The 12168-nt window shown below is 51.0% G+C and carries 15 protein-coding genes; 9 read left to right on the top strand and 6 right to left on the bottom strand.

Annotation, left to right across the window (positions count from 1 at the left end; genetic code table 11):
* The 4 genes from VIN66_RS13075 to ilvG all read right to left on the bottom strand — a co-directional run.
* Positions 1-442, bottom strand: a 442-nt coding sequence (locus VIN66_RS13075) for a pyridoxal-phosphate dependent enzyme (protein WP_414709894.1), incomplete at its 3' end; no start/stop codon positions are given.
* Positions 443-782: 340 nt separating this feature from the next.
* The gene (gene ilvD / locus VIN66_RS13070) at positions 783-2633 is read right to left on the bottom strand and encodes a dihydroxy-acid dehydratase (RefSeq protein WP_331924389.1); all 1851 of its coding nucleotides are present in this window, start codon (positions 2631-2633) and stop codon (positions 783-785) included.
* A 50-nt stretch (positions 2634-2683) separates the two neighbouring features.
* A complete protein-coding gene (gene ilvM, locus VIN66_RS13065; protein ID WP_331924388.1) occupies positions 2684-2938 on the bottom strand; it encodes an acetolactate synthase 2 small subunit in 255 nt (84 codons plus the stop codon).
* On the bottom strand, positions 2935-4587 hold the full coding sequence (gene ilvG, locus VIN66_RS13060) for an acetolactate synthase 2 catalytic subunit (protein WP_331924387.1): 1653 nt from the start codon (positions 4585-4587) through the stop codon (positions 2935-2937). The genes ilvM and ilvG overlap by 4 nt, the downstream gene beginning before the upstream one ends.
* A gap of 530 nt (positions 4588-5117) precedes the next feature.
* On the opposite strand from ilvG, the gene VIN66_RS13055 reads away from it, so the two are divergent.
* The gene (locus VIN66_RS13055) at positions 5118-5360 is read left to right on the top strand and encodes a DUF1289 domain-containing protein (RefSeq protein ID WP_331924386.1); all 243 of its coding nucleotides are present in this window, start codon (positions 5118-5120) and stop codon (positions 5358-5360) included.
* 129 nt (positions 5361-5489) lie between these two features.
* Here VIN66_RS13055 and VIN66_RS13050 read toward each other — a convergent pair whose 3' ends face one another.
* Positions 5490-6470, bottom strand: a complete 981-nt coding sequence (locus tag VIN66_RS13050; RefSeq protein WP_331924385.1) for a catalase family peroxidase — start codon at positions 6468-6470, stop codon at positions 5490-5492.
* A gap of 72 nt (positions 6471-6542) precedes the next feature.
* Complete coding sequence (locus tag VIN66_RS13045) at positions 6543-7163, bottom strand: hypothetical protein (protein ID WP_331924384.1); 621 nt, start codon at positions 7161-7163, stop codon at positions 6543-6545.
* A 114-nt stretch (positions 7164-7277) separates the two neighbouring features.
* Here VIN66_RS13045 and VIN66_RS13040 point away from each other — a divergent pair, with 114 nt between their 5' ends.
* The 8 genes from VIN66_RS13040 to VIN66_RS13005 all read left to right on the top strand — a co-directional run.
* Positions 7278-7961, top strand: coding sequence for a beta-ketoacyl synthase chain length factor (locus tag VIN66_RS13040; RefSeq protein WP_331924383.1), 684 nt, complete (start codon positions 7278-7280; stop codon positions 7959-7961).
* 3 nt (positions 7962-7964) lie between these two features.
* Positions 7965-8750: a lysophospholipid acyltransferase family protein gene (locus VIN66_RS13035; RefSeq protein WP_331924382.1), complete on the top strand. Its 786-nt coding sequence runs from the start codon at positions 7965-7967 to the stop codon at positions 8748-8750.
* Complete coding sequence (locus tag VIN66_RS13030) at positions 8731-8988, top strand: phosphopantetheine-binding protein (RefSeq protein WP_230818162.1); 258 nt, start codon at positions 8731-8733, stop codon at positions 8986-8988. Before VIN66_RS13035 ends, VIN66_RS13030 begins: the two co-directional genes overlap by 20 nt.
* Before the next feature lie 12 nt (positions 8989-9000).
* Positions 9001-9249, top strand: coding sequence for an acyl carrier protein (locus VIN66_RS13025; protein WP_331924381.1), 249 nt, complete (start codon positions 9001-9003; stop codon positions 9247-9249).
* The gene (locus tag VIN66_RS13020; RefSeq protein WP_331924380.1) at positions 9249-9806 is read left to right on the top strand and encodes a hypothetical protein; all 558 of its coding nucleotides are present in this window, start codon (positions 9249-9251) and stop codon (positions 9804-9806) included. The genes VIN66_RS13025 and VIN66_RS13020 overlap by 1 nt, the downstream gene beginning before the upstream one ends.
* Complete coding sequence (locus VIN66_RS13015; RefSeq protein ID WP_331924379.1) at positions 9784-11118, top strand: AMP-binding protein; 1335 nt, start codon at positions 9784-9786, stop codon at positions 11116-11118. The genes VIN66_RS13020 and VIN66_RS13015 overlap by 23 nt, the downstream gene beginning before the upstream one ends.
* Positions 11111-11458: a hypothetical protein gene (locus tag VIN66_RS13010; RefSeq protein ID WP_331924378.1), complete on the top strand. Its 348-nt coding sequence runs from the start codon at positions 11111-11113 to the stop codon at positions 11456-11458. Before VIN66_RS13015 ends, VIN66_RS13010 begins: the two co-directional genes overlap by 8 nt.
* Position 11459: 1 nt before the next feature.
* Positions 11460-12168, top strand: a 709-nt coding sequence (locus VIN66_RS13005; RefSeq protein WP_331924377.1) for a glycosyltransferase family 2 protein, incomplete at its 3' end; no start/stop codon positions are given.

Genomic DNA, 12168 nt, shown 5'->3' with positions numbered 1-12168 from the left:
TTATAGCGTAGCTGTTAGCTTCATCAAAGGCAGTGCCATGCAGCACGACATTACCGCCCAGCGCTTTTACCGCCGCGACTTTAATTTCCGGCGTGGTTATCGGCATCACGATAGTGGCTTTCAGCCCCAGTTTACTGGCTGAAAGTGCCACCCCCTGGGCATGATTACCGGCAGAAGCACACACCACACTGGCAGAGGGGTTTTGCTGCTGTACTTTATGCAGTTTGTTAAAAGCGCCGCGCAATTTAAACGAATACACCGGCTGCTTGTCTTCACGTTTTAACAGTACATTATGCCCCAGTCGCTGGCTGAGTTTTGGCATCGCATCCAGCGGGGTTTCGACCGCAGCCTGGTATACCGGCGACAGCAAAATATCGCGCAGATACTGCTGCATGACATCGGTATCTGTTTGCGCTGTGGTTACTGTGGCCAGGTTGTTCATTACTGCTCCGGTTATTTAGGTTTGTTGCTTAATTACAGGCGAAGACTAAAGCGCAGGCTCAAGCTCACGGCAAGGAAATGCTCTTTTCGCCGCCTTCGACAGCACGTCCCTGTGCTGTCTCAGCCTCCGCGGCATCCCTGCCGCTGCTGCAAGAGCACACCTTGCCTATCGCCGCGTGCTTTGTTTACGCCATCTGTATCGCTTAATTTGCTAGCGAAGACCAGAAACTGCTAAACAAGGCGTCTCCGGCAGGGAAGCCGGAGAGGAGCCTACAGGGATGTATTTACGGCGTCCTTGTGTGCGGTTTGTGGTCGAAGCTCACTCTAGACATTTCCAATACTTACTCTTCAAGTTTCGACAAATCCCGCACTGCGCCCTTATCGGCACTACTCGCTAATAAGGCGTAGGCTTTCAGCGCCGCACTTACCACGCGCTGACGGTCCAACGGTTTCCAGCCTTGCTTACCTTTGGCATCCATCGCTGCGCGCCTTGCTGCTAACTCGTCATCGCTAACGGCAATGCCAATTTTGCGATTCGGTATATCAATCTCGATGCGATCGCCTTCTTCAACCAGTGCGATAGCACCGCCACTGGCGGCTTCCGGCGACACATGGCCAATAGATAAACCCGAGGTACCGCCAGAGAAGCGGCCATCTGTGATCAGGGCGCAGCTTTTACCTAAGCCCATCGATTTTAAATAACTGGTTGGGTACAGCATTTCCTGCATACCCGGGCCGCCTTTGGGGCCTTCGTAACGGATAATCACCGCATCACCTGCCACCACTTTGCCTTTTAGGATGGCATCTACCGCATCATCCTGGCTTTCGAAAATACGGGCGCGGCCGTTAAACACCAGACATTCGTCATCAACGCCGGCCGTTTTTACAATGCAGCCGTTCGGTGCTAAGTTGCCAAACAGCACGGCTAAACCGCCATCCTGCGAGTAAGCATGCTCTTTACTGCGGATACAGCCTTGCTCACGGTCATCGTCCAGCGTTGGGTAACGGCAATTTTGTGAAAACGCCTGCGTGGTGCGAATACCGGCCGGGCCCGCCAGATACATCTGTTTTGCATCTTCGTTGCTGCTGGTTTTGATATCCCATTGCTCCAGCACGGCCGCTAAGCTGCTACCGGCGACATGCGGTACGTTCGGGTTTAATAAACCGGCACGGTTCAGCTCGGCTAAAATGCCAATCACGCCACCGGCGCGGTGCACGTCTTCCATATGGTACTTTTGCGTCGAGGGCGCAACTTTGCATAAATGCGGCACTATGCGCGATAAACGGTCGATATCGGCCATACCAAAATCAATTTCGGCTTCCTGCGCCGCAGCCAGTAAGTGCAATACGGTGTTGGTCGAGCCGCCCATGGCGATATCCAGCATCATGGCGTTTTCAAACGCAGTTTTATTGGCGATGTTACGCGGCAGGGCGCTGGCATCATCATGTTTGTACCAGCGGTTGCACAGCTGCATAATTCTGAAACCGGCTTGCACGAACAGCTCTTTCCGGTCGGCGTGCGTTGCCAGCAAGGAGCCATTGCCCGGCTGGCCTAAGCCCAGCGCTTCGACTAAGCAGTTCATTGAGTTAGCGGTAAACATGCCCGAGCAGCTACCGCAGGTCGGGCAGGCGCTGCGTTCAATCTGTTCGCTGTCGCTGTCACTGACTTTCGGGTTGGCGGCGGACACCATAGCATCCACCAGATCCAGCTTGATGATTTGCTCAGACAGCTTGGTTTTACCCGCTTCCATTGGCCCGCCGGACACAAAGATCACCGGTATATTCAGCCGCAGTGCGGCCATCAGCATGCCGGGAGTGATCTTGTCACAGTTAGAAATACACACCATGGCATCGGCGCAGTGTGCATTTACCATATACTCAACCGAGTCGGCAATCAGTTCGCGTGATGGCAGGCTGTACAGCATGCCGCCATGGCCCATGGCAATGCCATCATCTACCGCTATGGTATTGAATTCTTTAGCGATACCGCCCGCTTCAGTAATGCTGTTGGCCACCAACTTACCCAAATCACGCAGGTGTACATGGCCTGGCACAAACTCTACAAAAGAGTTCACCACTGCCACTATTGGCTTGCCAAAATCGGTATCTTTAACGCCGGTAGCACGCCACAGTGCGCGGGCGCCCGCCATATTGCGGCCTTCGGTAACAGTGGCGGATCTTAACTTTGGCATTGTACTACTCCGTAAAATCGGTAAATAAACAGTATAGGGTTAAAAATGGTTCAGGCGCTCAGCACAGCCAGTTCACTGCCGGCCAATTCCAGTTGTACTACGTCATACAGCTTGTGCAACTGACTGGTTAACAGGTGAATCGGTTTATCGCCACTAACGGTAAGCGTAATGGCAACACTGCGCGCATCTGAGCGCGGCTTCATTTCTAAACCGGTCAGCTGATAACCGCGATAGCGGGTTACCTGTAATAAACGCTCAACAACGGCTGGGGTATTATTTGCCGTGATATTCAGTACATGGTTCATGCTTTGGCCTCCGTGATCATCTCTTCATTGGCAGCACCCGGCGGCACTAACGGCCAGACGTTGTCTTTATCATCAATGCAAACATGCAGCAAATAGGGGCCTGGCCAGGTAAACATGGCTTCCAGCGCATCTGTTACTTCATCTTTGCGGGTTATGCAGTGGCCCGGAATGGCAAAGGCGGCGGCCAGTGCCACAAAGTCCGGGTTATCGGATAAATCGGTTTCGCTATAACGCTCGTTAAAAAACAGTTGTTGCCATTGTTTCACCATGCCCAGGCGCTGATTGTCGATCACGACAATTTTTACCGGCAGGCGAAAACGTTTTATCGTGGCCAGCTCCTGCACGTTCATCATAAAAGAGCCATCGCCAGTTACCGTGATCACGGTATCCTGTGGCCGGGCTAATTTGGCGCCGATGGCTGCTGGCAAGCCAAAGCCCATAGTACCCAAACCGCCGCTGGATAAATGATTGCGCGGGCTGCTAAAGCGCATATGCTGCGCTACCCACATCTGGTGCTGGCCCACATCGCAGGCAACCACACTGTTATCCGGCATGCGATCGCTTAACTGTTTTAACAGCAAAGGCGCGTAAATACGCTCGCCCGGGTGGTCATAACGCCAGCCGTACTGCTGTTTCAACTGAGCACAATGTGCCAGCCAATCGCTGCAGTTATTTTGCGTGCTGATGGCCGGCAGGATTTGTTTCATATCGCCCAGCAGTGCCACTTGGGCAAAGCGCACTTTATTGATTTCAGCCGGATCGATATCAACATGGATTACCTTGGCCTCTGGCGCGAATTTTTGCAGATTGCCGGTAACCCGGTCATCAAAACGGGCGCCTAAACAAATCAGCAAATCGCATTGCTGCACGGCCAAATTGGCGGCCTGAGTGCCATGCATGCCCAGCATGCCCAGGTAATGGGCGTTATCTTTGGCGACAGAGCCCATGCCTTTCAACGTGGTTACCGACGGCATAGGATTACTGGCTAAAAACTGTTGCAACTGAGGCATAGCGCCTGCCATATGTACGCCACCGCCGATGTAAGCGATAGGTTTTTTGGCACTGGCAATTAACTTACGTGCTGCAGCTGCATTGGCTAAAGAGGTTTGAATATTGCTGTTACTTTTACTGATAGCTTGCAGCTCGGCATCAATGTCAGCCAGTTGCACATCTTTGGGAATATCGACCAGCACCGGCCCTGGGCGGCCAGACTGGGCAATAGTAAAAGCTTCGTTTAGCGTTGCTGCCAGTTCATCCACACTGCGAACCATAAAGCTGTGCTTGGTTACTGCCAGGCTTAAGCCCAAAACGTCGACTTCCTGAAACGCATCGCTGCCCATCACGGCTTGCGACACCTGACCGGTAATGGCTACCACTGGCACTGAATCCAGCATGGCGTCGGCCAGTGAGGTGATTAAATTGGTTGCACCCGGGCCAGAGGTGGCCATACAGACACCGACTTTGCCTGAAGCACGGGCATAGCCGATGGCGGAGAAGGCGCCGCCTTGTTCATGCCGGCACAGGTAGTGCTTGATGCTGCTCTGATACAACGCATCGTAAATCGGCATAATAGCGCCACCAGGGTAACCGAAAACGGTATCTACCCCGTGTTGTTGCAGCACTTTAAGTACCAATTCTGCGCCTTTCATTTTGTATCCTCTGTATGCTAAACCGCTTTTTTCAAGGCCCGGAAACGACAAAACCCCCGGTCCTTTCGGAGCGGGGGTTTTGTTGGAATTCGCTTTTTACGCTACTTTTTTTCCAAAACACCGCCCCCGCGGAGATTAATAATCACCACGACCACGAGGACAATAATGTTCAGAACAGCAGCTAAACGCATATTATGATTCTTACTTATTTACTTGGTTAAAATTCGTTTTAGTTATGTTGATCTGTCATGCAGATCGAATTGCTATTAGAAATAGCCGTCTATCAGTCCGAAGTCAACAGGTTTTTTAGATCTGTTAAGAAATAATCAGTTTTGAGAGCAAGATGATTCGCAGAGAATCGGCTTACGCTACGCTGACCGTTGGAGCCCCGGACGGGCGGAAACGAGCCTACAGGGATGTATTTACGGCGTGTCAGCGTGTGTGAGACGGTTCTTAAGGCTGCAGCCATTTGCACCTAACGTTTGTCACAACGTACACTTAGCCTATTCGTTAACCTGCGTGGTAGCCTTGTGGATCAGTTAGAGCTGTTTGACTTACCCAATCCCTGCATCGGTGTTTGCCAAAGCAATAGCCGTGGCTACTGCATGGGGTGCTTGCGTTCGCGGGATGAACGTTTTAACTGGCACCAAAAGCCGGTAGAAGAGCGCGCCCGTATTCTGAAGCTGCTGACGCAGCGCCGGGCACGTATTAACAGTAAGGCGAAAAAGGATAGCGACGCACCGCAAAGCGGCGAGTCACTGGATTTGTTTTAAGTCCAGAGCAAGCGCTGATCGTTACAACGCCAGCTCTGGCTCGTCACAGCAACTCGGCCTGCAACCTGCGGCAGGGCTCAGACACTCTATGACGCCCAGATCCGGGTTCTAACGCGCGCTTCAGGTTTTTTACTGCCCACTTAGCCTTTTACCAAACGAAATAGCATAAGCTGGTGAGCGCATCCGCAGCACCGGATCATCACTGGCGCTAAAGCCACTGCTTAGTACATTAGGGTCAAAGTTGATATTGTTGCAGCTAGCATCGCCACTGGCCTTAATACGCAAAGTGCCGGCATTTAATGTTGGCCTTGCCGGCCATTGTACCGATGGGTCATTTTCGCTATCGCTGGCCTCGCCCAAACTGATTATCCAGTCAAACTCGACCATTCCGTCTTTTAAACGTTGATGCAGTCTGTCGTTGAGGAAGTTTGCATTCTGCTGGGCTACTTCAGCGTCTGTTAATCCTTTTATGCCGTCTTTTGGCTGCAAATGCCAGCGTATTTTTATATTTTCGCCACTTTTATCTGCTAGGTAAAAGGTGTGAATGCCAAAATATTCCGCCGTAGTATAGCTCCATGGTGGTGGGTTAGTGGCCAGCCACTGCGCCTGTGGTTGGGTGTCAGGGTGGGCAGTACGAAACGCCTGTACTTTCGCCATATCCGGCTTGCCATCTGCGCCCGGTACAGAGGCTTGAAGCAGGCCTAAAAAGTTCTCCGGGTCTTTGGCACCGAAGACCGGAGTGGTTAAGGTGGCAATGTTGTGTTTAGAACCATCTGGCAAATTAAACTGAGCTGCTAAACCCCGGGGAGCGCGGGCATAGTCTGGCACGTTCGGGTTACCGCCGGCCATCGAAAACCGGTAAGTAACGGGTAGCGTAGCGCCGGAAAAAAGCGCCGCATCAAAGCGTGCTGTTGCTTCAGCGCTGGCGGTAAAATCACCTACAGCGCACACGCCTTTGGCATGGCCTTTGCGGATACCTTTATGCTCGCCAAATAACTTGGCAAACACTTCGATAAAGTCATTTGGCTGTGCCGGTTTAGTGTCGGCAGCCAGAGGTAAAGCGGCAAAGCTGACAGCCGTTGCCAGAAAATAACCAGAGAGCTTGTGCATAAGAGTGTCCTGTCGGTTGGCGTAAAGGTGCTACGCGTCGCTTTACAGGACAGGGCGATGTGAATAAATATTTCAGCCTGGCGCATTAATGTTGTTACGGATGCTAACAGGCAGTATTGCGCCGTTTTCGCTTAACGTGATTTCTGTATCGCTATTGTGATGAACCAGGCAAAGCATATAGCCTGGCAGAGTAAAATATTTATGGCGGATTTGACCTGGTAAGCCACTACGCAGTACCTCAAGCAACGCGTTGCTGCTGTACTTGCTGTATGCTTCGGCTAATGTCCACTGTTGGTAGAAAGTATTCAGGTCCGGTGCATGTTGTAAGGCAGTGTGGCCTTGCTGCAATTGCTTAAACTGTCTTGGTTTTATTTGCTCGATATCCAGACCGATTTTTTCATTAATACTGATTGCTGCGGCAATAGCTTCTTTTGAATGAGAGAGAGACAAATACCAGTGCTTCTCGCCGACTATTAATGTTGGAGCCTTGTCTGATGGTAATGATATGGCAATATCATTAGTATCTGCTGCTTGAATGTGTCGCAGCATTTTTCTTACTAATGCCCTGCCATTACAAAATTGTCTGGCTCTTTTTTCACTTAATGTCTGCGCATATTGCCATTCGGTATCTGTCAGCCAGCTTTGGCATTGCAGTGGTGATAACATTTTCAGGCTATAATTAAGCCAAATCATTTGCTTAGAATTTTTGCCATGCCAAACTCCGGCATTTTAATTTACTTTTGACGCTAACTTTATATATGATACCGCGCTTTCGCTACCGTTGTTTTCGGTGAAGGTAATGACTGCATGGAACTGTTTATAAAATCCTGGGCAATGTGGATGCCGCCGAAACACAACGATGATACCTCGCTCTTACCCGAGTTGAAACAAGTACCGGCAATGACCCGGCGTCGTCTGAGCAAGCTGACCAAACTGGCATTTGATGTGGCTTTGCAAACCGCCGAGCAGCAAGAGAATCACTCCTTACCCACTATCTTTGCATCACGTCACGGTGATTTGCATAAAACTTTAATGTTACTGCAGCAGTTGGGTAATGGCGAAGAGTTATCCCCTTCACAGTTTGCACTGTCTGTGCACAATGCGATCAGCGGCCAGTTTAGTATCTATAGCCAGAATCAGGCCGACAGTAATGCTATCGCAGCCGGTGCCGACAGCTTGCACTATGCCGTGCTTGATGCGGCTGCACGTTTTTGTGCTGAGCCCAAACTAAATCAGCAACTGATTGTTTATGCCGATGAAGCAATCCCCGAGCCTTATCAGACATTTTGTCAGGACCCGTCAACGTCGGTTGCGCTAGCGCTTTTATTGCACCGTACGCAGGGACAACCCGTGCACTTTACCCTGTGTGCTGACAACGATGCAGAGGCAGAGCCGGATCAGGCAATAAAATTATTGCCATTTTTGCAGCAGCAAAGCCAACAGTTGACGCTTAGCGGAAACAAACGACGCTGGCAGTGGCAGCGGGTATAGCAGATGCAAAAGCTGAATCACCTGTACCGTATTCTGGCGACCGGCCTGTGTTTTGTTGTGTTTGGCATAGGAGCGGTGTTGTTGTCTGTTACGGTGTTTCCGTTACAGCGTTTGTTTATCTGCGAGCCAGAGCGGCGTAAACAGCGAGCCCGCCATACCGTTCATCTGACGTTTCGTTTTTTTATCGGCCTGATGCGCTTTGTCCGCGTGTTTAATTTTGATTTCGCAGCGGCTTCAACACTACGAAATGCGCGTGGCAGGATCATTATTGCCAATCATCCGAGTCTGATAGATGTTGTCGCCTTGATAGCGATGACACCGCAAGCCGATTGCGTGGTAAAAGCACAGTTGTTCCGCAACCCTTTTATACGCGGCGTGATTAATAGTACGGGTTATATCAGCAACTCCGATCCGGACAAATTACTGGATGACTGTGCGGCGTCTTTGCAAAAAGGCAATAACCTGATTATTTTCCCGGAAGGGACGCGCAGTACCCCCGGTGAGCCGCTGACATTTCAGCGCGGCGCAGCCAACATTGCACTGCGAGCTAACAGAGGTTATCTGGCGTTGTATATTCGATGCCAGCCAAGTACTCTGACCAAACAGGAACAATGGTATCAGGTGCCAGCGAGCAAGCCGACGCTGGCAATCTGTTACCTGCAGGACATTCAGCTGACAGCAGCGCTGCAGCAGAACCCATCTCCTGCTCTTGCTGCCAGGCAGCTGACCAGGGAGTTACAACATTTTTATCAACAGGCAGTGGACCAACATGGATTCTTTGAAACTTGAACTTAAACAGTTGATCATCAGTACTTTGGAACTGGAAGACATTACACCGGACGATATCGTTGATGATGCGCCATTATTTGTCGATGGCCTGGGTTTGGATTCAATAGATGCCCTTGAGTTGGGGCAGGCACTAAAGAAACAGTACAATATTAAGCCTGATGCTGACTCGGAAAAGAATAAGCAACACTTTGCCAGCCTGAATACTCTGGCGCAGTATGTTAAGCAGCAACAGCAGTAAGCGGAGCTAACAATGAAAACCCAGCAAGACGTATTTAATCTTCTGCAGCAATTAATGGTCAAAGAGTTTGAACTTGATGCCAGCCAAATTACGCCGGATGCCAACTTATATGAAGACTTGGATCTGGATAGCATTGATGCAGTTGATCTGGTGGTAAAACTGCGTGAAATCACCGGTAAGAAAATCGAGCCCGAAGCGTTTAAATCGGCGCGTACTGTTAATGATGTCGTCAATGCTGTCTATGTATTGATAGAAGCCTGATGCGTTTGAGAACTGCGCTTGATATCAGCCTCAAGTGCGCCCTGGTACTCTATCCGCTGTATGTCTGGTGGGCTATTCATCACTGGCATCCGGCGGCAGCTTTATTGCCGGTGGCCGCTGTTGCGTTAATTAAATCCTGCAGCCGGGGCGCAGGGGTAGCAAGCCGGAGTTTCTTCCTGCTAACTTGCGCCTTTTTATTGGCGGCAATGTGGTTGGGTCAGGCAGAGCATGCGTTGTTGTACTATCCGGTATGGATGAATGCCGGCATGCTGTTGCTTTTTGCCGCGTCGCTTTGGTTTCCGCCAACGGTGATTGAACGGCTGGCGCGGCTAATGGAAGGCGAACTGGATCAACATGCTGTAGCTTACACCCGTAAGGTAACGCAGGTCTGGTGTCTGTTCTTTCTGTTTAATGGTGCTGTTGCCTTTGCCACGGCCTGGTGGGGCGACTGGGATATCTGGGTGATGTACAACGGACTGATTTCGTACATTCTGATGGGTTTGCTGATGTTTATTGAATGGCAGGTACGACGAGTTGTTAAAGCAGCAAAGCGATAGCTGGCAACTGGCGTGGCCGGATGCCAGCCTGCCCGTGTTTACCGATGGTGTAACTGTAGTTACTGCTCAGCAGTGGCAACAGCAACTGCAGGCCGTTAAACGGTTTATTGCTATGCAACCCGGTGATACGGTGTTGCTTTATCAGGCCGACCCGGTACTGTTTTCTGTCTGGTTTATCGCCTTGTGTCAGCTTGGCAAACATATCGTACTGGCGCCGGACGGGCAGCCTGATACGCTGCAACTTGCTGGCGCGCAGTGCGACTGGCAGGCGCCCCAAGCCGCTGTCAGGGCCGACACTGTTGCTTATCAGCCGCGGCTGTTGCTGCAAAACAGTTGTCGGGTCAGTTTCTTTACTTCTGGCTCCACTGGCCAGCCCAAATTGGTCACTAAACGCTTGTCACAATTACTGCTCGAAGTACAAACCTTGCAGCAGCAATTTGGTGTGGCATTAAGCGGGCAAACCCTGTTTGCTGCAACGGTGTCGTTTCAGCATATCTATGGTTTGTTGTTTCGTATGCTGTGGCCGTTATGTTATGGCCATTTACAGTATCGGGCGCAGCTGAGTTATCTGGAGCAGTGGCAGGCGTTGTTGCAACATTATGATGTGGTGCTGGTTGCCAGCCCGGCGCATCTTGCCAGGTTTGATGATATTGCCACGCTTGCACCTTACGCTGTGCGGTGTCAGCGTATATTCAGCTCTGGCGGCCCGCTAAATGACGCTGTGCCACAGCGCTATGTGACGGCATTACAACAAGCTCCAACGGAGGTGTTTGGTAGCACTGAAACCGGCGGCATTGCTTATCGTCAGCGTAATACAGCAGATGTTGGCTGGCAGGTATTTGATGGTGTGTCGGTAAGCCAGGGGCCAGAGCAGGCATTGCAGGTGAGCTCGGCTTATCTTGATAGCGCGGGCTGGTTTACCTCGTCAGATCAGGTAGAGCTTGTGACAGAGCGCTCATTCAGGTTAATCGGCCGGCTGGACCGAATTGTGAAGATTGAAGAGAAACGCTTGTCGTTACCTGAGCTGGAACAGTACTGTCTGGCAAGTAACCTGGTGCTACAGGTAGCGGCTGTAGTGCTGACAGCAACAAAACCACAGTTGGCACTGGTAATAGTACTGAGCAACCAGGGTGAGCAGTTATTAAATCAGCAAGGTAAACTGGTGCTGAATCAACACATAAAGCAGCATTTGCTGCAGCGTTTTGAGCGGGTGTTGCTGCCGAGAAAGTTTCGTTATGTGGCCAGCCTGCCATACAATCAACAAGGCAAGTTACCCAGGTCAGAATTGGAAGCACTTTTTGAGCATGACTAATTTATTTCCTGCAGTGCAGCTATTGCAGCACGGCGATAACAAAGTTGAGTTACAGCTGGATATCCGGGCCGACATCGCCTACTTCGAAGGTCATTTCCCGAATGCGCCGGTATTGGCGGGTGTGACTCAGCTGCATTGGGTGGTGCAGTACTGTAAACAGTATTTTCCGCAACTGGCAGCTGTTAGCAGCGTTGAAGTGCTTAAGTTTCAGTTGATGATCCGCCCAAACGACAGCTTAACCTTGTTACTGGAGCGCACGGCTGATGCAACAGTGCTGTTTAGTTATAGCCGCGAGGGTAGCAAAGTCGCGTCTGGCCGGCTGAAATGGACGCTGGCGTAGTATGAACGGCTGTTTTCTGATCCCGATATATAACCATCATGAAACCATTAGCAGCACTGTGCAGCATCTGCTGCCATTTGGCTTCGCTATTATTATCGCCGACGATGGCTCAGATAGCGCAACCAAAGCTGTGCTGGCGGAGTTGGCGCAAAGATACGCACAGGTAGAGATTATTACCCTGCCACAAAACGGCGGCAAAGGCGCAGCTATGTGCGCTGCTATGTTAAGGGCGCATCAGCTGGGGTTTAGCCACGGTTTGCAGATAGATGCTGATGGGCAGCACGATGTTGCCGATGTCCCTAAGTTCTGGCAGGCAGCAGCGAAGTGTCCTGCAGCGCTTATCAGCGGTGCGCCGGTGTACGATAGCTCTATGCCGCTGGGGCGGAAGATTGGCCGTGAGATCACCCATTTCTGGGTACGGATTGAAACGCTATCATTACAAATCAAAGACTCCATGCTGGGGTTTCGGGTTTACCCACTGCAAAGCTGTGTTGATATTATTCAAACGCACCGCATTGGCCAGCGGATGGATTTTGATATTGAGATTATGGTGCGGCTGTTCTGGCATGGTGTGCCGGTGCAGTTTCTGCCGACCAAGGTGATTTATCCTGTGGGCGGCCGCTCGCATTTTAATATGCTGAAAGACAACTGGCTGATTAGCAAAATGCACACCCGGCTGTTTTTCGGCATGTTGCTGCGTTTACCCCGTT

Source organism: Rheinheimera sp. (assembly GCF_036568245.1).
Lineage (GTDB): Bacteria > Pseudomonadota > Gammaproteobacteria > Enterobacterales > Alteromonadaceae > Alishewanella.
This window is presented reverse-complemented; position numbering and strand designations above follow the sequence as displayed.